Origin of the sequence: Polaromonas vacuolata (assembly GCF_012584515.1) — a bacterium.
Classification (GTDB): Bacteria; Pseudomonadota; Gammaproteobacteria; order Burkholderiales; family Burkholderiaceae_C; genus Polaromonas; species Polaromonas vacuolata.
Genome location: NZ_CP051461.1, coordinates 2,556,494 through 2,579,785 on the forward strand (window position 1 = coordinate 2,556,494; position 23,292 = coordinate 2,579,785).

Here is a 23,292-nt window from a genome sequence, read left to right on the forward strand (position 1 = left end):
TTGCTGTCTTTTAGCCGGCGAGCCGGTAATCAAAAGAGTATTCAAAGCGCTGGCCATTGCTCACCAAATAGTCAGCAACCGCATCCGCATTGCCCAAGTCAAGCACTGGTCTTTGCGTTGCAACTGGCAGTTTCTCAGGCGCATCTGTGGCAATGGCCACGATGAAATCGTCATCCACATAGAGGGCCGGATGGCCTTCATAGTCGGCCGTCGGTGCGCGCCAAATTTCTATCTTGAGCAGATCGCTTTGCTTAAAACCTTCGACCAATACCCAATCGACGCCCTCATACAATTCGGCCAACAACTGATGCACGGTCATTTGCGCAGGTTTTTCAAACTCGCGCATCAAGGCCATGCGTTTACTGGATGCAACCACCACTTCAAACGCGCCGGCTTGTCGATGCCTGAAGGTATCTTTGCCGGGCTGGTCTACGTCGAAATTATGGTGTGCGTGTTTAACCACTGAGACGCGCAGGCCACGCGCCGTCAGGGCCGGAATAAGTTTTTCAACCAGCGTGGTTTTGCCCGAGCCAGAGTAACCTGCAAAGCCGACGACCTTCATACACAACCTCGAAAGAAAGCGCAGAAAAAAGAGAGCTTTTTATTCTGCATTGTTAACGCTATTGGCGATCAAACGCTTGATCTGTTCTACATCTGGCGCCATCTCCAACACGCGCTTAGGCAATGCCTCAATGCCTTCGAATCTAGCGGGCCGCTCTGGTAGCCGACCTAACGCCTCTTCAATGGTGGCGGCAAACTTAATGGGCAGTGCAGTTTCTAAAACCAGCATGGTCTGGTCTGGCCTTAGGTAATCGCGTGCGACCTTTACGCCGTCGGCAGTGTGCGTATCGATAATATTGTTAAAGCGTTTGTAAACGTCTTGTATCGTGGCTAGGCGATTGGCGTGTGTGCTTTTACCGCTTAAAAATCCGTAGCGCTCTGCGGCTAATTTAAAGACCGGATCCGCGCTCAAATCAAAGCTGCCTTGGGCTGAGAGTTGGTCTTGAAACAGCGCTTTAACTTTAGCGCCATCACGCCCTAGCAGGTCAAACACAAAACGCTCGAAATTCGAAGCCTTGGAAATATCCATGGATGGGCTTGAGGTTTCATGCGTATCACTGCTGGTGCGCACGCGGTAAACGCCGGTGCGGAAAAATTCGTCCAGCACATCATTCTCATTAGTGGCAACGACTAAATTATCAATTGGCAAACCCATCATGCGGGCCACATGGCCGGCGCAGATATTGCCAAAGTTGCCTGATGGCACGGCAAAACTGATTTTTTCCTTACTCGACGCAGTCGCTTGCAAATAACCAGCGAAGTAATAAACCACCTGCGCCATCAGGCGCGCCCAGTTGATGGAGTTGACCGTGCCAATCTTGTATTTGCGTTTGAAATCTAAGTCGTTCGATACGGCTTTGACAATATCTTGGCAATCGTCGAACACACCTTCAATCGCGATGTTGTAGATATTGGCGTCTTGCAGACTAAACATTTGCGCCTGCTGAAAAGGACTCATTCGGCCCTTTGGCGAGGTCATAAACACCCGCACACCTTGTTTGCCGCGCATGGCGTATTCGGCCGCGCTGCCAGTGTCGCCACTGGTCGCGCCTAGGATATTTAATTCTTCACCGCGGCGCGCCAACTCGTACTCAAACAAATTACCCAGTAGCTGCATGGCCATGTCTTTAAAGGCTAGCGTCGGGCCGTTCGAGAGCGCTTGTATCTTTAAACCAGGTTCGAGACCCCGCAGTGGCACTATCTCTAACGTGCCAAAAACTTCTTGTGTGTAAGTCTTGTTGCAGAGGGTTTTGAGGTCGTCAGCTGGAATGTCATCGACATATAGCGAGAGAATTTCAAACGCTAACTCGGCATAAGAAAGGCCGCGCCAAATGTCCAAGGTGGCCGCCTCAACTTGCGGGTAAGTCTCTGGCAGATAAAGGCCACCATCGGGCGCCAAGCCTTCAAGCAGGATTTCGCAAAAGCGTTTGCGTTCAAGATGACCGCGGGTGGAGAGGTATTGCATCAGACCAACTCTTCTTTGCGAATGCGTGTGATGGGCGAGAGCACAGTGGTGAGCTGTTGCATTTGCGCCAGCGCCAAATTCATTTGTGACTCGACGCAGTCGTGGGTGAGAATAATCAAGTCGGTCTGGGTCGCGCCTTCGCCGCCCACTTCGTCGGCTTCGCGTTGCAGTACGGCATCAATGCTGATGTCCAGCTTGGCTAATATGCTGGTCACACTCGCCAGAACACCGGCTTCATCGGCGACATTTAAACGCAGGTAGTAACTGGTCACAACTTGACCCATGTCTAGCACTGGCGTGTTATCAATCGCATCGGGCTGAAAGGCTAAGTAAGGGACGCGCTGAGCGGCGTTGGCGGTGTTCAGGCGTGCAATATCGACTAAGTCGGCGATTACCGCACTGGCGGTCGGCTCACTGCCCGCGCCCTTGCCGTAATAAAGCGTGGTGCCAAGCGCATCGCAGTGCACCATCACTGCATTCATCGCACCTTCGACATTGGCGATCAAACGTTTGGCGGGCACCAGACTAGGGTGAACGCGTAGCTCAATGCCTTTGGCGGTTTTTTTGGTAATGCCCAACAGTTTGATGCGGTAGCCGAGCTGCTCGGCGTAACGAATATCTTGCGCACCGAGCGCGGTGATGCCCTCGATATAGGCTTTTTCAAACTGCACCGGCACGCCAAAAGCAATTGCCGACATCAAAGCGGCCTTGTGCGCAGCGTCTACGCCTTGAATGTCAAATGTTGGATCGGCTTCAGCGTAACCCAAGCGTTGCGCTTCTTTGAGCGCCACGTCGAAATCCAAACCCTTATCACGCATCTCGCTGAGAATGAAATTGGTCGTGCCATTGATGATGCCGGCGACCCACTCAATTCGGTTCGCGCTCAGGCCTTCACGCAAGGCTTTAATAATCGGTATGCCGCCGGCGACTGCGGCTTCAAAAGCCACCATCACGCCTTTGCGCTGAGCAGCAGCAAAAATTTCGGTGCCGTGTACGGCCAGCAAAGCCTTATTCGCCGTGACCACGTGCTTACCGGCTTCAATAGCTTCTAGCACCAGTTGTTTGGCAATACCGTAGCCGCCAATCAGTTCGACGACGACAGCGATGTCAGGGTTGGCAATAATGGCGCGGGCATCAGCGACTACTTGCACGTTTGGGCCGACCAGACTTTTCGCCCGCTCAGTATCTAGGTCAGCAACCATGGTCACTTCAATGCCACAACCGGCACGCCGCATGATTTCACTCTGATTACGCATCAGGACATTAAATACGCCGGTGCCGACAGTGCCCATGCCCAGCAGGCCGACTTGTATGGAGGTTGGATTCGTCAATTTCATATCTGCTTTTGGTTCAAGAGTAAAAATACTTTAGGCGTGGTTTTTGCGATAGTTTTCAAGAAATTTTGCGATCCGGTTTATGGCTTCACGCAAGTCTTGCTCATGCGGCAAAAACACGATTCGAAAATGGTCTGGTGCGGCCCAATTAAAGCCTGTGCCCTGCACTAGCATGACCTTGGTCTCACGCAGCAATTCGAGAAAAAACTGTCTGTCATCCGCAATCGGATAAATCACCGGATCGAGCTTTGGAAACATATACAGCGCAGCGCTGGGCTTGACGCAACTCACACCGGGAATGGCGGTAATCAGCTCATAAGCCAGATCACGCTGAATCCGTAAGCGCCCACCCGGGCCGGTCAAATCGTTAATGCTTTGGTAGCCGCCTAGCGCGGTTTGTATCGCCCATTGGCCGGGCACGTTAGAGCACAGCTTCATGTTGGCCAGCATGTTTAGGCCTTCGATGTAATCTTGCGCTTTGGCTTTTGGGCCAGACACCACCATCCAGCCGGCGCGGTAGCCGCAAGAGCGATAGCTTTTTGACAGGGAATTAAAAGTCAAGGTGAGCACATCACTGGACAGACTCGCCATAGCCGTGTGCTTAACACCGTCATAAAGCACTTTGTCATAGACTTCATCGGCCATGATGACCAAACCATGTTCACGCGCAATTTGCACAATGCCTATGAGCAATTCGTCAGAGTAAAGTGCGCCAGTTGGGTTGTTAGGGTTAATGACGACGATGGCCTTGGTGCGCGGCGTGATCTTGGCGCGGATGTCGGCTAAGTTGGGCATCCAGCCGCTATCTTCATCGCACAAATAATGCACTGGCGTGCCGCCTGACAGACTGCCGCAAGCCGTCCAGAGAGGGTAATCGGGCGCAGGCAGCAGCAGCTCATCGCCGTTATCTAGCAAAGCGTTGGTGGCCATGGTGATTAACTCACTTGCGCCGTTGCCGAGGTAAATATCATCCAGCGTCACATTTTTGATGCCCTGCTTTTGAGTCTCGTGCATGACTGCTTTGCGGGCTGCAAAAATACCCTTGCTGTCCGAGTAACCAGCCGACGCCGGTAAGTTACGGATCATGTCTTGCTGAACTTCTTCAGGTGCATCAAAACCAAACACCGCGAGATTGCCAATATTGAGCTTGATCAGCTTCTGGCCTTCTTCTTCCATCTGCTTAGCGGCGTCCATGATGGGGCCACGTATGTCATACAGCACATTGGCTAATTTGGCGGATTTAGTGATAGCTTTCATGCAAGACCTTCTTCGAAAATGTCAGGGGCTGCCCTTCTCTAGAGACCAACCTTAGTGCCGGCATAACCCCAGAGAGCGAAATTTTTTGGCGAATCTATAATTTGACCACATAAAAGTAGCTTTTCACCCGCACAGCGCAGAGCCCTTTGCTCTGCAAATCAACCTGGCACACAGCATGAAACTCCAACCCGACCATCTCGACGTTCAATCCATTCTTGGCTATGGCCCCGGTTGGGTAGGCCTAGCGCACCTAGGAGTGGCTGAAAAAATCGAGCAAAGCATAGTCATTGGTTCGCGCGGCGAAAAATTCAACTGGGAATGCAAGCGCTTTGAAGACTTGACTGAAGCGCATTTCACACTAGCAGCAGCCAGCAAACCCGAGCTGGTGATTTTCGGCAGTGGGGACCGCATCCGATTCGCGCCTCCAGCCTTTTTGCGCGCACTAATGGCGCAGCGAATAGGCTTTGAGACCATGGATACGCTGGCGGCCTGCCGCACCTACAACATTTTGGCTGGCGAAGGACGGCGAGTCATTGCAGCGCTGTTGATAGAGCCAGCGAGTGATTGATTCAGCCAGTAAATTGTGCCGACAAATGTGACTTTGAAGGTACAGATAAAGGCAACTGAAACGGCTTTAAACGAAGAAGCAAGCTATCGACCTACACGCCAAATTGAGCAAGGCCGTGCTTTAAGAGTAAAATCATGGGTTGCACTTGGCAGCGTTTACCGGATCAGCGCCCGCGCTCATGCGTCGGAAGCTTTAACTACCGGATTTATGCCAAGAGCCACGGCTCATCATAAACATTTTGTCAGGGTCAATTCAGTATGGCAGTAGTCGTTAATAAGCTCCTCCCCGAATTTGAAGCAGTCGCCACTGGCGGCATCAAAGTCTCAAACCAAACCCACATGGGAAAAGTAGTTGTTCTTTACTTCTACCCCAAGGACAATACGCCCGGTTGTACCACCGAAGCGATGCAGTTCAGGGATCACTATCAAGATTTCGTCGATGCAGGCGCCACCTTATTTGGTGTTTCGCGCGACAACATGAAATCACACGATGAATTCAAAACCAAGCTTGAACTGCCGTTCGAGTTGATCGCTGACACCGAAGAAAAAATGTGTCATATGTTCGGTGTGGTCAAGAACAAGATCATGTACGGCAAAAAAGTTAAAGGCATTGAGCGCAGCACCTTTTTAATAGGCGCTGATGGCATGCTTAAAGAAGAGTGGCGCGGCCTAAAAGTGCCAGGTCACGTTGAAGACGTACTGAACGCTGTTAAAGCCCTACAAGAGCCAGCCTAAGCAACGGTAAAACCAAGCAGTTGACAGGCCTTTGTGCAATACGCAGAAAGGCCATGAGGTTTGTGCATAATAAACATATGCTGCATAGTTTTTTGACTGCACCCCTTCCCCAAAGCCGCCCTGCTTATGCAGGGCGGCTTTGTCGTTTCTGCAAGCCGCTTTTTACCTTTTAGAAAGTCTCAAGCACTATGCCACTGCCACCCGCACCAAACAAACGTGCCGCTTTGCTGTCTATCAATGCGATAGACACCACAGCAACCTCACCCGCAAAAATCAACCGAAAGCCTCGTAGCACCGGGCTTGAATCCCAAGTTCCGCCGCAAGAACTTAAAGTCACACGTAGCGCCGTACCAACAATTCTGCCGGCAACAACACAAGCCGAAGTGATGGATGAGAAAGTCGTGACTACAGCGCCAAAGAAAGCGCGCGCCAGACCATCGACACCAGCACTTGAGCAAGCGAGCCAAGCGCCAGTGCATCAACCGCAAGCAGCGGTCAGGCCGCGCAAGACCAGCCACAGTGGTCCGCCCAAGCTGTTCGTGCTTGACACCAATGTGCTGATGCACGACCCGATGTGCTTGTTTCGCTTTGAAGAACACGACATCTTTTTGCCCATGATTGTTCTGGAAGAACTCGACGGTCATAAAAAAGGCATGACTGAGGTGGCACGCAACGCACGTCAGACCAGCCGCACGCTCGATGCACTGGCCGGCGCCAAAGATGCAGATATCACCAAAGGCTTAAAACTCAATACAACTGGCCACCGTGAAGCCGGCGGATGTCTGTTTTTTCAGACCCAACCGCTTGACTACACGCTGCCTATGAGCCTGCCACAGGGCAAGGCAGATAACCAAATACTCGGCGTCGTAGAAGCCCTGCGTAAACAACAGTCGCCACGTGAAGTAGTACTGGTATCCAAAGACATCAACATGCGCGTCAAGGCCAGAGCCTTAGGCCTAGCTACTGATGATTACCAAAACGACAAGACACTTGAAGACGGCGACCTACTCTACGTTGGCTCGCTGGCATTGCCACCTGATTTTTGGACGCGCCAAAGTAAAACCGTAGAGAGCTGGCAGCAAGGCAGCCTAACCTTCTACCGCATTTCTGGGCCGATAGTGAGCAGCATGCTGATCAATCAGTTTGTATTTTTTGAGTCTCCTGGCGAGCCACCGCTGTATGCCAGAGTGATTGAAATTCGTGACAAAACAGCCGTACTCAAGACGCTTAAAGACTACAACCACCTGAAAAATTCAGTCTGGGGCGTGACCAGCCGTAACCGCGAACAGAATTTCGCGCTGAATCTGCTGATGGATCCAGAAGTGGATTTCGTCACCTTAGCTGGCACAGCCGGCACGGGTAAAACGCTGATGGCTCTAGCTGCTGGCTTGACCCAAGTATTGGACGACCGTCGCTACACAGAGATCATCATGACCCGCGCCACCGTGTCAGTTGGCGAAGACATCGGTTTTCTGCCGGGCACGGAAGAAGAAAAAATGGGCCCTTGGATGGGCGCGCTAGACGACAACCTTGAGGTACTAGGGAAAACCGAAGGCGGTGCAGGCGAATGGGGCCGTGCAGCAACCAATGAATTAATACGTTCACGTATTAAAGTCAAAAGCATGAACTTCATGCGCGGACGCACCTTTTTGAACAAATACGTCATCATTGATGAGGCGCAAAACTTAACGCCTAAGCAGATGAAAACTTTGATCACCCGAGCCGGTCCGGGTACAAAAATTATCTGTATGGGAAACCTTGCGCAGATAGACACGCCGTATTTGACTGAGGGCTCATCCGGCATGACTTACGCAGTAGACCGCTTCAAGGGCTGGCCACACGGCGGCCACATCACATTAGCGCGCGGTGAGCGTTCTAGGTTGGCGGACTTTGCAAGCGAAGTACTGTGAGTAGCTGACGTTGAAAATTTAAGCCGCTAGTTAAAAAAAGCAAAAAGGCCGGGTCATATTGATCCGGCCTTTTTTATTAATGACGTTAACTTTTGAGAAAAAGGTATAAAAAAGTTGGCGGATTCAAGCTTGAAGTGCAACCGTATGCTGATAGGACTCTAACTGTTCCATAAAAACCTGATGCGGCGTTCGATACCCTAAACATTTTCTAGGACGATGATTGAGCCTGTGCATCGCTAAAGCAATGTCATCGTCGGTTATGCAATTAAAGCGCATCCCCTTTGGGAAAAACTGGCGAATCAAACCGTTCATATTCTCGTTCGCCCCACGCTCCCACGAGGCGTATGGATGGGCGAAAAAGAAATCTGCACTCAGCGCAGAAGCTATTCGTTCATGCTGGGCAAATTCCTTGCCGTTATCAGTCGTGAGAGTGTGCACGCAATGAGCGAACGGTTTGAGTAAAGTGATTAACGCGTCCCCTACGGCTTGCGCTGTTTTGAATGGCACGTGGAAAATTATTGAATAGCGAGAGACACGCTCATTAATCGTCACTAGTGCTTGCTTCTGCCCGGCACCAATCACCAGATCAGCCTCCCAGTCGCCAAAGCGCGCACGCTCAAGCACGATGTCGGGTCGCAGTTCTATTGAGACCTGGTGAGAGATGGTGCCGCGCCGTTCACGGCCACTGCTGCGTTTTTTTCGCGTCTTCTGGCAACGCAGTGTTTTATGCAAGGTGCCGCCCGCGCGTTTGTCAGCGTAGATGTACTGGTAAATGCTCTCATAGCTAACACCGGGTTGGTGGCTAGCTTCGAGGTGGCCGCTGATTTGCTCGGGGCTCCAAGCCTCAGCCAACTTTTCCTCCACTACAGCCCATGTCGAGTCAGCAACTCTAGGACTATTGGCGCAGGCAAGTCTACGTTCTTGGGCTTTGTCATTTGCCTGCTTAGGGCGATAGCCTCGTAGACCGCGGTTACGACGCAACTCACGGCTGATGCTCGATTTATCACGGTCCATCATTTTTGCAATTTCACTTTGATTGAAGTTTGCTTTGACGAGGATTGCAATCTGGTAACGTTCGTCACGGGTGAGGTGTGTGTAAATCATTCTGGGCAACTTTGACTTGGTAGTCGGGAAGCTTGGATGCTCTCACATCTCACCCACCCGTACGGTTAATTTCAAAGTTGCACTTCAGACTTGAATCCGCGGTTTATAAAACCATCAAAAAAAATCACTAATCACAGAGAGACTCAACAGTTGTCAGCCTAACTATTTCAAAAATATCAGCAGCCCAGTAATCGTCAGAGCGGTTTAAAAAGCGGACATACGTTGAGACAAAACTGGCCTGCCTAGTGCATCTATCTTGACTAGCAACATGGCGCCAGGGGCGAGGTATTCGCCGGTAAACTCAGAAATATTAACTTGGTGCGAAATCAGGATTAATGGCAGATCGCCCTTGGCCAAGAGCCGCTCACGAATCACCGCTTGCAGAGCAGAATTTTGGCTCATACGCGCAGAGCGATCTTCAAAAAAAGAGCCTAGTGAAGCCTCATCAACTACCTCACCCAGCGCCATGCCTGCTCCGGTATCGCGCGTGCGGCACCAAGGACTGCTCAAGACCAGCGCACTCTCAACGCCTTGCGACTTGAGCCAGTGACCAATTTTGACAGCCTGCTGGCGTCCCAGTTTTCCAAGATTGCGCTGCGTGGCGCAGTCCTTTAAGCTGTAGCCCGCTGGATCACCGATACCTGGGGCATCTGCATGACGCAGCATTAATACATATTGTTGGCTCTTTAGTAGTTCGGCAAGTCTTGCGGTATCTGCAAGATCTGCAGCCATAACAGGCCAAACAAAGGCCAGTAAAGAGATGGCCAACAAGGTCTTGATAGCCTTGAAGGCATGTGCTCTACGAAAGGCTAAAAACATTTTATTAAATCGCTCATCAAATCTAATGGTGAAAAAAAATGGCTATGAATTTCAAACCACTCACGACCATGAATAAACCATTAGGTTAATGCTCAAACGAAACCAACTAAAGCCCAAGGCTAATTAACGTTAAGTTAGCGTTGGTTAGCCGCCAAAGAGTTGGGCGTGTTGCCCGCACTATCCGCAGCATTCATGTCTGCGCCTTTGTTTTGCAGTTGCAATAAGATTTCACTGCGATTAAAGAGCGATGCATACATAGCAGCGGTCTGGCCGGCATTGTTGGTTTGATCGACTTGGCAGTTAGCACCCAATAAAGTTTTGGCAATCGACAATTCGCCCTTAAAAATAGCGCCAGTCAACGCGCTGTTACCGCGATTGTCTTTGGCACAAGGATTGGCGCCAGATTTCATTAACAAATCTACAGCAGCAGGCCGTCCGTTGTAGGCCGAGAGAATCAACGCCGAATAGCCTTGCTCAGTACGCGTGTCTAGCGAGTAGCCGCTGTTAATAAACTCCTGCAGCATGGCGGTATTGCCTTGACGTGCAGCGTCGAAAAAATAAGCCTCAAGCGAGCGTTTGATATGGCTCGCATCAGGCGTGGCTTTTGTCTCAGAAGAAGACTCCAGCGGTTGATTTTGGGCTTGCGCTAAAGGCAACAAGGCCAAGGAAAAAATACTGCTTATTAAAAAACGTTTCATGAATACTTTCTACAATAGCCGGCGCCATCAATAATTAAATAGCACCGGCCAGATCAGGAAAAAACTTCCTCGATCAACGTTTAAGCATCCGCATTAAACGCTAATCGCTCAAGCTTATTCGCGAAGTGCTGCGGCTTCACGCGCTACCCGAATCGGATCGGCAGACACTGCAGCACTGATAGAGCGACCATACTCAGGATCAGCTTTCTGGAAGAAGGAAAGCATGGCGTAAAGCGTATCCTGATGCGTTACCTGGCCTAGATCACCGGCGAGATTAGAGATCAGGTTTTTCTTTTCTGTCGCCGTCAAACTACGGTAGTACTCACCGGCTTGGCGAAAGTTCAAGGTCTTGGTGATGCGCGCCTGTTGGGTGCTGCCAACCAAAGGCAAAGCACTGGACTTGAAAGCCTCATCTTGACTAACACCTGACAAGCGGCTTGGTTCATAGTTGATAGAACCAGTACGCATACCAGCGTTCATAGAACCATCTTGGTTATTGCTCACCACTTGGTTACGCGGCCGATTGATAGGCAACTGCAACGCATTTGCGCCTATGCGGTAGCTCTGGGTGTCGGCGTAGGAAAACAGACGACCTTGGAGTAAACGGTCTTCCGACGTTTCGATACCTGGCACAACATTCGATGGTGCGAACGCGCTTTGCTCGGTCTCTTGAAAGATATTGCCAGGATTGCGATTAAGCGTCATGGTGCCTATCTTGCGCTCGGGCAGACCTGGCCAGATTTTGGTCGCATCCAGCGCATCAAAATCAAAACTCGCGAGTTGCTCAGGCTTGAGTACCTGCACAAACAAATCCCACTTCGGAAAGTCACCCTTGTTGATGGCACTAATCAGGTCACGCGTGGCGTGATTGAAATCGGTGGACTGTATCTTGGCAGCTTGCGCACCGGTTAAATTGTGCTCGCCTTGTTGCGACTTCCAGTGAAACTTGACATAGGAATACTGACCCGCTGCATTAATAAACTTATACGCATGCACGCCGTTACCGTCCATGGTGCGGTAGTTTTTAGGTATGCCGTAGTCGGTGTAGAGACGCGTGAGCATGTGCGTAGCTTCAGGCGTTTGCGAGAAAAAATCAAAGAAGCGATTAGGGTCTTGAAGATTCGTATCTGGCGCTGGCTTGAGCGAATGAACCATATCCGGGAACTTCATCGCGTCCCGTATAAAGAACACCGGCAGATTGTTGCCAACTAAATCCCAGTTACCTTCAGTGGTGTAGAACTTGGTCGCAAAGCCACGTGGATCGCGCAAGGTTTCAGGTGAATGACTGCCGTGAATAACAGCCGAAAAGCGAACAAAAACCGGTGTCTGGCTACCCATGGTGAAAACTTTGGCACGGCTCAAATCAGAGATGTCGTCACTGACTGTGAACACGCCGTGGGCGCCAGTTCCACGTGCATGAACCACGCGCTCTGGCACGCGCTCTCGGTCAAACCGTTGGAGCTTTTGCAACAAGTGAGCGTCTTGCAACAATGTTGGGCCGGTTGGACCAGCTGTTTGCGAGTTTTGGTTATCGCCAACTGGCGCGCCGTTGTCGCGGGTCAGGGTAGAAGGCGCTAGCGCAGCGGATGCTGCAGCTGAGACTGAAAGCAGCAACGCTGCGGTAATCACGTTCAGAGAGCGGCTAGAAGCGGCATGTGGCAGAGAACTGTTACTTCGCATTTATTTTCCTTAATAGACAAACTGATTGAAAGTGCCTCAGGTGAACTTAGACACAACAGAATCAACTATAAGGAAAACGAAAGCAAAACGGAATTTGTATTAAATGATAGAAGTGATAGTTAATTGCTATTTAATAGCGCGGATTCAAGTCTGAAGTGCAACTTTGAAATTAACCGTACGGGTGGGTGAGATGTGAGAGCATCCAAGCTTCCCGACTACCAAGTCAAAGTTGCCCAGAATGATTTACACACACCTCACCCGTGACGAACGTTACCAGATTGCAATCCTCGTCAAAGCAAACTTCAATCAAAGTGAAATTGCAAAAATGATGGACCGTGATAAATCGAGCATCAGCCGTGAGTTGCGTCGTAACCGCGGTCTACGAGGCTATCGCCCTAAGCAGGCAAATGACAAAGCCCAAGAACGTAGACTTGCCTGCGCCAATAGTCCTAGAGTTGCTGACTCGACATGGGCTGTAGTGGAGGAAAAGTTGGCTGAGGCTTGGAGCCCCGAGCAAATCAGCGGCCACCTCGAAGCTAGCCACCAACCCGGTGTTAGCTATGAGAGCATTTACCAGTACATCTACGCTGACAAACGCGCGGGCGGCACCTTGCATAAAACACTGCGTTGCCAGAAGACGCGAAAAAAACGCAGCAGTGGCCGTGAACGGCGCGGCACCATCTCTCACCAGGTCTCAATAGAACTGCGACCCGACATCGTGCTTGAGCGTGCGCGCTTTGGCGACTGGGAGGCTGATCTGGTGATTGGTGCCGGGCAGAAGCAAGCACTAGTGACGATTAATGAGCGTGTCTCTCGCTATTCAATAATTTTCCACGTGCCATTCAAAACAGCGCAAGCCGTAGGGGACGCGTTAATCACTTTACTCAAACCGTTCGCTCATTGCGTGCACACTCTCACGACTGATAACGGCAAGGAATTTGCCCAGCATGAACGAATAGCTTCTGCGCTGAGTGCAGATTTCTTTTTCGCCCATCCATACGCCTCGTGGGAGCGTGGGGCGAACGAGAATATGAACGGTTTGATTCGCCAGTTTTTCCCAAAGGGGATGCGCTTTAATTGCATCACCGACGATGACATTGCTTTAGCGATGCACAGGCTCAATCATCGTCCTAGAAAATGTTTAGGGTATCGAACGCCGCATCAGGTTTTTATGGAACAGTTAGAGTCCTATCAGCATACGGTTGCACTTCAAGCTTGAATCCGCCTAGCAATTAATAAAGCTTTTACGAATAAAAGCTGATGAAAAATTACCTTGTGAAAAAGTCTAGCAAAGCAGAAAAAACACGTGATTCAACAGAAAAATAAAGCGGCTCAACTGTTTGAATCTTCTGTCCAGTTGACAAACTGCGGGTAGTGGCGAGAAATAACCGGGCCATTGAAATCCCACGACTTGCACTTTCCCATGTGAAAAGATGGCGTTGCACCCGGTGCCAGCGTATTCGGGCCGCCAAAGCGTATCACCGCTCGGCGTACCGGAATGGTTTGATAGGCCGCAGTCGCAAGGTTGAAAAGCAGTTCACGTATGTGCGTGCAAGACTTAACACCGCCCAGTGTTTCGCTCAGAACCTTATGCCAACCGGGGCCTAGTGTGCAGCCCACCAGCGCTTGCAAGGGGTCTAGAGCCGAAGGGCACTCATTAAACGGTACGCTCGCCATTGATGAGGCTATTGCTCGAATTATCAAATCATCATCGACTGTGACTCGCACATACATGTCGTGCACAGCATCCCCGGCGGCTACGACACCTTTTTCTACGGCCAACGTTGGGTAGTGGCGCGTATCGCGCAAATTCGCATCTATGTCCCAAAGACCGTCTTCGCGTTCAAAGCCATTGAAAGTGACAGCGCGGGTGTGTAGAGGTTTTCTGAGGGCGGGTGAAGGAAGATGCATTGCGGGGAAATCTCCTAATTTATTTTAAAAAATGTCGCTTGCTAAAACTTGGCGTCCGCAAAACATAAATACAAACTTTAACAGCACAGGCTTTGAGAAGAATGCATCGTCAGACAAGGAGTCAAAGAATTCGGCACTACTGCATAAAATCCATAAAAATACGGACGAAAAAAAACCTTGCAACCGAAAAAGAGTGCAAGGGTTTAGTTTGAGTCCGATCTCTGTGAGATAAAACTTAGGGTTTGGTGGAAGATGCAAGTTTCGAACTTGCGACCCTCGCAGTGTGAGTGCGATGCTCTACCCCTGAGCTAATCTTCCTTCTCGGCAGATTTACCCACCAAGCAAGACTTAAATTATATGCTGGATTTCGCTGATTTCCAGCCAAGCGCATTAAGCAGCAGCAGAAACACCCCGCCAAACCGTTTTTCCCTTGCTGGCTTTGTCAATAATGGCCAGTAACTTTTCATGCTCAGCATTTTCTTCTTGATTAGCCAACAACAGTGGCAATTCAAACTGACTCAAATCAACCACAGGCAAAGACTGCCCTGTCTCAGGCCCAGTGCTGAGCTCCATCATCAAACTGTTTTGACCACGTGTGAGATTGATATAGACATCTGCCAGCAACTGCGCGTCTAGCAGCGCACCGTGCATGGTACGGCCAGAGTTGTCGACTTCTAGGCGCTCACACAAGGCATTTAAAGAATTGCGTTTGCCCGGATAAAGCTCCTTGGCCATCATCAAACTATCGGTGACTTTACTCACGCATTGCTTGAGTGGTGGCAGGCCTATCAGTTCGAGTTCTTTATTTAAAAAACCTACATCGAATGGTGCGTTGTGAATAATCAGCTCGGCACCCTGCAGATAGTCCAACAACTCTTTAACAATCGCAGAAAACTTAGGTTTGTCTTTCAGAAAATCATTGCTGATGCCGTGAACCTTGAGCGCGTCCTCATGACTGTCACGGCCGGGGTTGAGATAGAAATGCTTGTCGTTTCCGCTGAGTTTTCTGCCCAGTAATTCAACGCAGCCTATCTCTATGATGCGGTCACCGCTTTCTGCGGACAAACCGGTAGTTTCAGTGTCTAGAACAATTTGACGCATGGCGTGATGATTTAGTCTGTGAAAATCCGGCGTTAAAAATCAATGCAATTCTTTGGCGTGATTGACGGTGTAACGGGGAATTTCCACCGTCACATCGGTCTGCGATAACAAGGCTTGGCAACTCAAGCGCGAATTAGGCTCTAAACCCCAAGCCATGTCGAGCAAGTCTTCTTCACCGTCTTCAATCTCGCCTAAAGATTTAAAGCCTTCTCGGATCACCACATGGCAAGTGCTGCAAGCGCAACTCATCTCGCAAGCATGCTCAATCTTGATGTTGTTCTCAAGCATGGCTTCGCAGATGGAAGTGCCGGCCTTGGCGCTGATTTCAACGCCTTGTGGGCAGTATTCAGGATGGGGCATTATTTTGATGATGGGCATGGGTATTACTTTTAAATCCGAATTAAACGGTTTGAATATTTTTGCCAGCTAAGGCCTTTTGAATGCCACGGTTCATGCGCATGGCTGCGAATGATTCAGTGGCCTTTGCCAAGGCGACAGTAGCGGCCTCGATAGCAGCGGCGTCACCATTGCTACGGGTCTTGGATAAGTCAAGCATGAGGGCGTTAATTTCAGCAAGTTCTTCTGCATTGAGCAGATCTGCATCTTTGTCCAACGCGCTTTGGGTGGCCATTATCATGCGGTCGGCATCGACCTGAGCCTCGGCTAATGAGCGCGATTTCATGTCTTGCTCAGCGGTGGTGAAACTTTCTTGCAACATGCGTGCAATATCTTCATCAGACAATCCGTAAGACGGTTTGACGTCGATGCGCGACTCTACGCCGCTGATTTGTTCTTTCGCTGCCACGCTGAGAAGGCCGTCAGCATCGACAGTAAAGCTCACACGAATACGCGCGGCGCCGGCCGCCATAGGCGGTATGCCGCGCAACTCAAAGCGCGCAAGACTGCGGCAATCAGCTACCAAGTCGCGCTCACCCTGCACCACATGCAGGGCTAAGGCAGTCTGACCATCTTTATAAGTCGTGAAGTCTTGGGCCATGGCTGTGGGTATGGTTTGGTTGCGCGGCACTATGCGCTCAACCAATCCACCCATAGTCTCAATCCCCAGCGACAGAGGTATCACATCTAGCAACAGCAAATCATCACCTACGTGATTGCCAACCAGCTGGTTTGCTGAAATGGCTGCGCCCAAAGCGACGACTTCGTCAGGATTGAGGTTGGTGAGTGGTTCACGTCCAAAGAAACTACCCACTGCTTTACGGACATGCAGCATACGGGTTGAGCCACCAACCATCACCACGCCATCGATTTCTTCACGGCCTAAATTGGCATCGCGCAGCGCTTTACGCACTGCAGTAATCGTGCGTTGTGTGAGGTGAGCAGTAGCGGTTTCAAATACCTCGGCATTCATTTCAAAATTAATTAACGCTTTAGACAGCTGAACGTTAAATGGTGCTGAGCCGCGGCTAGAAAGTGCCTCTTTGCAAATTCGAGCGGTGCGTAGCAGTGCCGCCTTATCGGTAGCAGTCAGTGCGTCTGCTGCCAAACCGGTGCGGGTCAATGCGCTGTCAACCAAAGCGCGGTCATAGTCATCGCCGCCCAGCGCCGAATCGCCGCCGGTTGCAACCACTTCAAAAACACCTTGCGTCAATCGCAAAATAGAAATATCGAAAGTGCCGCCGCCTAAGTCATAGATAGCAAAAACGCCTTCGCTCTGGTTATCCAGTCCATAGGCAATGGCTGCAGCTGTCGGCTCGTTTATCAAACGCAGCACATTAATACCCGCGAGCTGAGCGGCATCTTTAGTAGCCTGACGCTGCGCATCATCAAAGTAAGCCGGTACTGTGATGACAGCACCGAAGACTTCGTCATCAAAACTGTCCTCGGCGCGAAAACGCAGTGTCGCCAAAATCTCAGCACTGACTTGAACCGGGCTTTTATCACCCGCCACAGTTTGCAGTGTGACCATGCCAGGCAAGTCTTTCAAGAGATAAGGCAGATGGGCGCGATTGACTATATCTTCTATGCCGCGGCCCATAAGACGCTTGACAGAAGAGATGGTATTGCGTGGATCTTGCACCTGCTGATCGAGCGCAGCGTAGCCAATTTGCCTACGCTCTTCATCCAGATAGCGCACTACGCTGGGAAGAAGTATTCTGCCCTGCTCGTCTGGCAGACATTCGGCTACGCCGTTACGTACGCTGGCAACCAGCGAATGTGTTGTACCCAGATCTATGCCAACGGCAATACGCCGTTGATGCGGGTCAGGTGACTGACCGGGTTCGGAAATTTGCAGAAGTGCCATGCGTATTTTTAGAAAACTCTTTTAAATAGGGAATAACTCATTGTCCCAGTTGCTCAAGACGAGACTCCAGCTCGGATGCAAATCGCTCAACAAACATAAGGCTTCTCACCTGATTTGCAGCGGCGGGAAAATCATTTTTTTCATCTAGCGTCTGCGCTATTTCAGCCAGCATTTCTCCTCGACGTTGCCTGACTTCGGTCTCAATCGTCTCAACGTCGAGTAAAGAGTCGGCGTCTTCAAGCGCTTCGCGCCACTCCATTTGCTGCATTAAAAAAGCCGTTGGCATGGCGGTATTATTTTCAGCATTGATGGCAGCACCGTTAAGCTCGCAAAGATAGCTAGCCCTTTCAAGCGGATTTTTTAGCCGGCGATAAGCCTCATTAATACGTACCGACCACTGCATGGCAACGCGCTGAGCAGAGCCGCCTTGGGCGGCAAATTTGTCCGGGTGGGTCTGACGCTGAAGCTCTTTCCAACGTGCATCTATTGCGGGGCGATCTTGCGCAAAACGCGGGATTAAACCGAACAGTTCAAAGTCGTTGGAAGTGAGCGAGATCAAAGCTTGCAAAGTGGTGACGATATAAAGAAATGGATAACGCAGTAAAAAGCGTTAGGGAAAAAGTACAGCGATTAAGGAAAACCGGGCGCCTAGCAGCAAAGCTTGGCGCCCGTGGTGTCGGACTGAATTGCTGCGCAGCACTGAAGGTCAGTGAACGCTAAAACCAGACTTTAGACACGAAAGCTCTCACCGCACCCACAGCGATCGCGCTCATTGGGATTGATGAATTTAAAACCTTCGTTAAGGCCTTCGCGAACAAAGTCAAGACGAGTGCCATCAATATAGGCAATACTTTTTGGATCAACCAGTACCTTCACGCCGTTATCTTCAAACACCACATCCTCGGGCGCAATCGAATCGGCATATTCAAGCTTGTAAGCCAAACCAGAGCAACCTGTGGTCTTAACACCCAGCCGCACACCCACACCTTTGCCGCGCTTGGTCATATAGCGGGTTACGTGTCGGGCGGCGGCATCGGTCAGAGTTACGGACATTTGGACTCACTTGAAAATTGTCAAAGAAATCAGGGCTTAGGCGACGACAGCTTGCAAATGTTTTTGCTTGTAGTCATTCACAGCAGCTTTGATGGCGTCTTCAGCCAAAATCGAGCAGTGAATTTTCACCGGCGGTAAGGCCAACTCTTCGGCGATTTGGCTGTTCATGATGCTTGCCGCTTCGTCTAAAGTTTTGCCTTTGACCCATTCGGTCACCAGCGAGCTAGAAGCAATCGCCGAGCCGCAGCCGTAGGTTTTAAAACGTGCGTCTTCAATCACGCCGGTCAAAGGATTGACTTTGATCTGCAGCTTCATAACGTCGCCGCATGCGGGCGCACCCACCATGCCAGTACCAACGCTCTCGTCACCTTTTTCGAAGGAGCCTACATTGCGTGGATTTTCGTAGTGATCTACAACTTTTTCGCTATATGCCATTTTATTTACCTCTTGAATTGTTGAATCTATGGTCGGCGTCAGGTGGCGCTTAGTGCGCGGCCCACTGAATGGAAGAAATATCCACACCGTCCTGGAACATCTCCCAAAGGGGAGACAACTCGCGCAGCTTGGCTACGTTTTCTTTAATGGTTGCGACGGCGTAATCGATTTCTTCTTCGGTACTCCAACGTCCTATCGTCATGCGCAGGCTGCTGTGTGCCAACTCGTCGCTACGGCCCAAGGCGCGCAGCACGTAACTAGGTTCTAGGCTGGCTGATGTGCAAGCAGAACCGCTGGAAACCGCGAGACCTTTAATACCCATGATGAGGGATTCACCTTCAACATAGTTAAAGCTCATGTTGAGGTTGTGCGGAACGCGCTTGTCAGCGTGACCGTTAAGAAACACTTGCTCTACGTCTTTCAGACCGGCGAGCATGCGTTCGTGCAGCGCAAGGATGCGGATGTTTTCATCATGCATCTCTTCTTTTGCAATCCGGTAGGCTTCGCCCATGCCGACGCACTGATGCGTTGGCAAGGTGCCGGAGCGCATACCGCGCTCGTGACCGCCGCCGTGCATTTGTGCTTCTAAGCGGATGCGCGGCTTGCGGCGTACATACAGTGCGCCAATGCCTTTTGGACCATAGGTTTTGTGTGAGGTCAGGCTCATCAAGTCAACCGGCAAACTCGCCAAGTCGATGTCGACGCGACCAGTAGCTTGAGCAGCATCGGAATGAAAGATCACGCCTTTTTCACGGCACAAGTTACCGATGGCAACCATGTCTTGAATCACGCCAATCTCATTATTTACAAACATCACGCTGACAAGAATAGTGTCTGGGCGAATGGCGGCCCTGAGCACTTCAATGTCGAGCAGGCCATCGGCTTGCACATCTAGGTAAGTGCACTCGAAACCTTGACGTTCGAGTTCACGGCAGGTGTCCAAAACAGCTTTGTGCTCAGTCTTCACAGTGATGATGTGCTTGCCACGTGTCTTGTAGAAATTCGCAGCACCCTTGAGCGCTAGGTTATTCGACTCGGTCGCACCGCTAGTCCAGACGATTTCGCGTGGATCAGCGCCAATCAAGGCTGCAATTTGATCGCGGGCGTTTTCGACTGCGGCTTCTGCTTCCCAGCCCCAAGCGTGGCTGCGGGATGCAGGGTTGCCGAAATGTTCGCGCAACCATGGCACCATCGCATCTACAACGCGTGGGTCGCATGGGTTGGTGGAGCTGTAGTCCATGTAGATCGGAAAATGTGGGGTTTCCATATGCTTGCTCTTTAAGTAATTAGCTGGCTAACAGCGGTAACAAAAAATTGAAGTTAGCGTCAACTCGGGTCAACGCAACCTAAGAATGCAGGTTTCACGATTTAGAAAATGCATTACCCAAAGCGAACACCGAATTCGGTGCATTAATACGCATGGGCTTGACCATTGGTGCAGTGAAAATGGCTTTTTTAACCATTGGGGTGTTCTCTATCACTACACCTTTAGCAAGTTGATCATCAACCAACTTTTGTAGAGTCACAGAGTCAAGAAACTCGACCATGCGACTGTTAAGCGACGCCCACAACTCATGGGTCATACAGCGTCCGCCTTCGCCTAAACAGTTTTCTTTACCGCCACATTGGGTTGCGTCAATTGGCTCATCAACAGAAACGATGATGTCAGCAACAGTGATCGCCGAGGCTTTGCGGCCCAAGGTGTAACCGCCGCCTGGGCCACGGGTTGACTCGACCAGCTCGTGACGGCGTAATTTGCCGAACAGCTGTTCAAGGTAAGAAAGAGAAATTTGCTGACGCTGACTGATAGCAGCCAATGTCACTGGGCCATTATTCTGGCGTAGTCCCAAATCAATCATTGCAGTGACCGCAAAGCGGCCTTTAGTCGTGAGACGCATAACGAGGTCCTTTAGTTGGCTTATCTGCCGTTTAGCCCTGAAGTTTTTAACGCTTCAAGGTACTGTTTCCTCCAGCCACCGCGGTCAGTCAACCGTTGATTAATGGGGCTTTATTGTTTTTTGTATTTCCCGACTGAATTCGTCAAGTATACACCAAACAGCTTGGAGGTCACGGTCTGCATACGATTTAGTAGTTTTTTATACTGACCGGTAACTTTATTTTATCCTAATACCTAACTAAATGAGTCAAACATTAAAGATTAATCGTTAAGACAAGATGTTGTCTGACACCGCAGCACCAAAAGCCTGCGCTTTGAGTACCTGTAACTGATCTCTGACCTGCGCAGCTTTTTCAAATTCAAGGTTTTTAGCGTGTTCAATCATTAGTTTTTCGAGCCGCTTGATCTCGCGAGCAATGTCTTTTTCGCTCATGTCTTCGACCATGGCTTTTTGCATTTGTAGTTTTTCGGCTTCTTTACCTGACTTTTCGCTGTAAACACCATCAATCAAATCCTTGATGCGCTTGACCACGCTACGCGGCGTGATGCCGTTTTCAAGGTTAAAAGCGATTTGTTTGTTACGCCTGCGTTCGGTCTCACCCATGGCCATTTTCATCGAGTCGGTGATCCGGTCGGCGTACAAAATTGCGCGGCCATTGAGATTTCGTGCGGCTCTGCCTATGGTCTGAATCAAGCTGCGCTCGGAGCGTAAAAAACCTTCTTTGTCCGCGTCCAAAATCGCTACCAAAGAGACCTCGGGAATGTCTATGCCTTCGCGCAGTAAATTAATGCCGACTAAAACGTCGAACACACCGAGCCGCAAGTCGCGCAGTATTTCGACCCGCTCCACAGTGTCTACGTCGCTGTGCAAATACCTGACTTTGACGCCGTTATCCGTCAGGTAGTCGGTGAGTTGCTCAGCCATACGCTTGGTCAGCGTGGTGATTAATACGCGCTCGTTTTTCTCTGCACGTATGCGAATTTCTTGCAGCACGTCGTCGACTTGATGCGTCGCTGGCCTGACCTCGACCTGTGGATCAACCAACCCAGTTGGCCGCACCACCTGCTCGACTACCTGACCTGCGTGCTCTTTCTCGTAATTGGCGGGTGTGGCAGAGACAAACACTGCTTGGCGCATTTTGCTTTCGAACTCTTCGAACTTCAGCGGTCGGTTATCCAACGCGCTGGGCAGACGAAAGCCATAGTCAACCAGATTGGTTTTACGCGCGCGGTCACCGTTATACATGGCGTTGAGCTGGCCAATCATCACATGTGATTCGTCAAGAAACATCAACGCATCTTTGGGCATGTAGTCGCACAGCGTGGAGGGGGCAGAGCCGGGCACCGCGCCACTCAAGTGCCGGGTGTAATTTTCAATCCCTTTGCAGTGACCGATTTCACTCAGCATTTCCAAGTCAAAACGGGTGCGTTGCTCTATGCGCTGAGCTTCAATTAATTTGCCTTGCGAGATGAATTGCGCGACGCGCTCAGACAGCTCCAACTTAATCGTCTCGACCGCCATCATGACTTTCTCGCGAGGGGTGACGTAATGACTTTTGGGGTAAACCACAAAACGCGGCACTTTTTGCTTGATGCGGCCAGTTAACGGGTCAAACAATTGGATGGTTTCGATCTCATCATCAAACAACTCAATACGCACAGCCAGCTCGGAATGCTCAGCCGGAAACACATCAATCACATCGCCGCGCACACGAAAAGTGCCGCGTGCAAAATCTTGATCATTGCGCGTGTATTGCATGCGAATCAGGCGCGAAATCACGTCGCGCTGGCCCATTTTGTCGGTCTCACGCGCAATGAAACGCATCTGCGTGTAATCCTCAGGCGCGCCTATACCGTAGATAGCACTAACCGTGGCCACGATGATGGTGTCGCGCCGCTCCAGCACGCTCTTGGTAGCAGATAGCCGCATCTGCTCGATATGCTCGTTAATTGCTGAGTCTTTTTCGATGAACAAATCGCGCTGCGGCACATAGGCCTCGGGCTGGTAGTAGTCGTAGTAACTGACGAAATATTCGACTGCATTTTTGGGAAAGAACTCACGAAACTCGCTGTAAAGCTGTGCGGCCAGGGTTTTATTCGGGGCAAAAATAATCGCCGGCCTGCCCATGCGGGCAATTACGTTGGCCATGGTGAAAGTTTTGCCCGAACCGGTTACGCCCAGCAAAGTCTGAAACACCTCGCCGTCGACTATGCCTTCACAAAGTTTTTCAATCGCCGTGGGTTGATCTCCCGCCGGCATATAAGGCTGAAATAATTCGAAGGGCGAGCCCGGAAAGCGCGCAAACGTGCCCTCGATTTGATCCTCTACCTTGGCCTGCGTTTTGGCTGATTTCTTGGTGAGACTCATGATTTCCGACGCTTCTGACATGCCAAACTCCTAATACCGTACTGTGACCCCGCTAAAATCGTGGGCAACCAATCAGCATACGACATTCAGGCGAAAATCGAGATCACACGCGTGCGATGCCCTGTTTTTCGCGC

The 23,292-nt window shown here is 50.6% G+C and carries 22 protein-coding genes and 1 tRNA gene; 4 read left to right on the plus strand and 19 right to left on the minus strand.

Features of this window, described 5'->3' with window-relative positions; translation table 11 throughout:
• Window positions 1-10: 10 nt before the first annotated feature.
• From mobB to HC248_RS11660, 4 genes are read right to left on the minus strand one after another with little or no spacing between them, the layout of a single operon-like run.
• Window positions 11-562, minus strand: coding sequence for a molybdopterin-guanine dinucleotide biosynthesis protein B (gene mobB, locus HC248_RS11645; protein ID WP_168922621.1), 552 nt, complete (start codon window positions 560-562; stop codon window positions 11-13).
• Between the two features lie 39 nt (window positions 563-601).
• Entirely contained in the window at window positions 602-2,026 is a 1,425-nt protein-coding gene (gene thrC / locus HC248_RS11650) for a threonine synthase (protein ID WP_168922622.1), read from the minus strand.
• Window positions 2,026-3,363, minus strand: coding sequence for a homoserine dehydrogenase (locus HC248_RS11655; protein WP_168922623.1), 1,338 nt, complete (start codon window positions 3,361-3,363; stop codon window positions 2,026-2,028). Before HC248_RS11655 ends, thrC begins: the two co-directional genes overlap by 1 nt.
• A 30-nt stretch (window positions 3,364-3,393) precedes the next feature.
• On the minus strand, window positions 3,394-4,617 hold the full coding sequence (locus HC248_RS11660) for a pyridoxal phosphate-dependent aminotransferase (protein ID WP_168922624.1): 1,224 nt from the start codon (window positions 4,615-4,617) through the stop codon (window positions 3,394-3,396).
• Between the two features lie 175 nt (window positions 4,618-4,792).
• Here HC248_RS11660 and HC248_RS11665 point away from each other — a divergent pair, with 175 nt between their 5' ends.
• From HC248_RS11665 to HC248_RS11675, 3 genes are all read left to right on the plus strand, one after another.
• The gene (locus HC248_RS11665; protein ID WP_168922625.1) at window positions 4,793-5,185 is read left to right on the plus strand and encodes an Mth938-like domain-containing protein; all 393 of its coding nucleotides are present in this window, start codon (window positions 4,793-4,795) and stop codon (window positions 5,183-5,185) included.
• A 257-nt stretch (window positions 5,186-5,442) separates the two neighbouring features.
• A complete protein-coding gene (locus tag HC248_RS11670; protein WP_168922626.1) occupies window positions 5,443-5,919 on the plus strand; it encodes a peroxiredoxin in 477 nt (158 codons plus the stop codon).
• 188 nt (window positions 5,920-6,107) lie between these two features.
• On the plus strand, window positions 6,108-7,829 hold the full coding sequence (locus HC248_RS11675) for a PhoH family protein (RefSeq protein WP_168922627.1): 1,722 nt from the start codon (window positions 6,108-6,110) through the stop codon (window positions 7,827-7,829).
• 123 nt (window positions 7,830-7,952) lie between these two features.
• On the opposite strand, the gene HC248_RS11680 is transcribed toward HC248_RS11675, so the two are convergent.
• From HC248_RS11680 to HC248_RS11695, 4 genes are all read right to left on the minus strand, one after another.
• Window positions 7,953-8,933, minus strand: a complete 981-nt coding sequence (locus tag HC248_RS11680) for an IS30 family transposase (RefSeq protein ID WP_168920864.1) — start codon at window positions 8,931-8,933, stop codon at window positions 7,953-7,955.
• 204 nt (window positions 8,934-9,137) lie between these two features.
• Entirely contained in the window at window positions 9,138-9,752 is a 615-nt protein-coding gene (locus HC248_RS11685; RefSeq protein WP_168922628.1) for a histidine phosphatase family protein, read from the minus strand.
• A 134-nt stretch (window positions 9,753-9,886) separates the two neighbouring features.
• Window positions 9,887-10,450, minus strand: coding sequence for an ankyrin repeat domain-containing protein (locus HC248_RS11690; protein WP_168922629.1), 564 nt, complete (start codon window positions 10,448-10,450; stop codon window positions 9,887-9,889).
• Window positions 10,451-10,564: 114 nt separating this feature from the next.
• Window positions 10,565-12,130, minus strand: a complete 1,566-nt coding sequence (locus tag HC248_RS11695) for a catalase (protein ID WP_168922630.1) — start codon at window positions 12,128-12,130, stop codon at window positions 10,565-10,567.
• 238 nt (window positions 12,131-12,368) lie between these two features.
• On the opposite strand from HC248_RS11695, the gene HC248_RS11700 reads away from it, so the two are divergent.
• Entirely contained in the window at window positions 12,369-13,349 is a 981-nt protein-coding gene (locus HC248_RS11700) for an IS30 family transposase (protein ID WP_168920864.1), read from the plus strand.
• Window positions 13,350-13,462: 113 nt separating this feature from the next.
• On the opposite strand, the gene HC248_RS11705 is transcribed toward HC248_RS11700, so the two are convergent.
• From HC248_RS11705 to uvrB, 11 genes are all read right to left on the minus strand, one after another.
• On the minus strand, window positions 13,463-14,041 hold the full coding sequence (locus tag HC248_RS11705; protein ID WP_168922631.1) for a DUF2889 domain-containing protein: 579 nt from the start codon (window positions 14,039-14,041) through the stop codon (window positions 13,463-13,465).
• A 243-nt stretch (window positions 14,042-14,284) separates the two neighbouring features.
• Window positions 14,285-14,359, minus strand: a tRNA-Val gene (locus HC248_RS11710).
• A gap of 72 nt (window positions 14,360-14,431) precedes the next feature.
• Complete coding sequence (gene dnaQ / locus HC248_RS11715) at window positions 14,432-15,142, minus strand: DNA polymerase III subunit epsilon (RefSeq protein WP_168922632.1); 711 nt, start codon at window positions 15,140-15,142, stop codon at window positions 14,432-14,434.
• A 39-nt stretch (window positions 15,143-15,181) separates the two neighbouring features.
• Window positions 15,182-15,520: an ISC system 2Fe-2S type ferredoxin gene (gene fdx, locus HC248_RS11720; RefSeq protein ID WP_168922633.1), complete on the minus strand. Its 339-nt coding sequence runs from the start codon at window positions 15,518-15,520 to the stop codon at window positions 15,182-15,184.
• Window positions 15,521-15,542: 22 nt separating this feature from the next.
• Window positions 15,543-17,405, minus strand: a complete 1,863-nt coding sequence (gene hscA, locus HC248_RS11725) for a Fe-S protein assembly chaperone HscA (RefSeq protein ID WP_168922634.1) — start codon at window positions 17,403-17,405, stop codon at window positions 15,543-15,545.
• A 37-nt stretch (window positions 17,406-17,442) separates the two neighbouring features.
• Entirely contained in the window at window positions 17,443-17,961 is a 519-nt protein-coding gene (gene hscB / locus HC248_RS11730; RefSeq protein ID WP_168923810.1) for a Fe-S protein assembly co-chaperone HscB, read from the minus strand.
• Window positions 17,962-18,134: 173 nt separating this feature from the next.
• A complete protein-coding gene (gene iscA / locus HC248_RS11735; RefSeq protein ID WP_168922635.1) occupies window positions 18,135-18,458 on the minus strand; it encodes an iron-sulfur cluster assembly protein IscA in 324 nt (107 codons plus the stop codon).
• A 36-nt stretch (window positions 18,459-18,494) separates the two neighbouring features.
• Window positions 18,495-18,893, minus strand: a complete 399-nt coding sequence (gene iscU / locus HC248_RS11740) for a Fe-S cluster assembly scaffold IscU (RefSeq protein WP_168922636.1) — start codon at window positions 18,891-18,893, stop codon at window positions 18,495-18,497.
• 49 nt (window positions 18,894-18,942) lie between these two features.
• Window positions 18,943-20,160, minus strand: a complete 1,218-nt coding sequence (locus tag HC248_RS11745; protein ID WP_168922637.1) for an IscS subfamily cysteine desulfurase — start codon at window positions 20,158-20,160, stop codon at window positions 18,943-18,945.
• Between the two features lie 94 nt (window positions 20,161-20,254).
• Entirely contained in the window at window positions 20,255-20,791 is a 537-nt protein-coding gene (gene iscR, locus HC248_RS11750; protein WP_168922638.1) for a Fe-S cluster assembly transcriptional regulator IscR, read from the minus strand.
• 267 nt (window positions 20,792-21,058) lie between these two features.
• Window positions 21,059-23,158 (minus strand): excinuclease ABC subunit UvrB, encoded by a 2,100-nt coding sequence (gene uvrB / locus HC248_RS11755; RefSeq protein ID WP_168923811.1) that lies wholly within the window; start codon window positions 23,156-23,158, stop codon window positions 21,059-21,061.
• Window positions 23,159-23,292 lie beyond the last annotated feature (134 nt).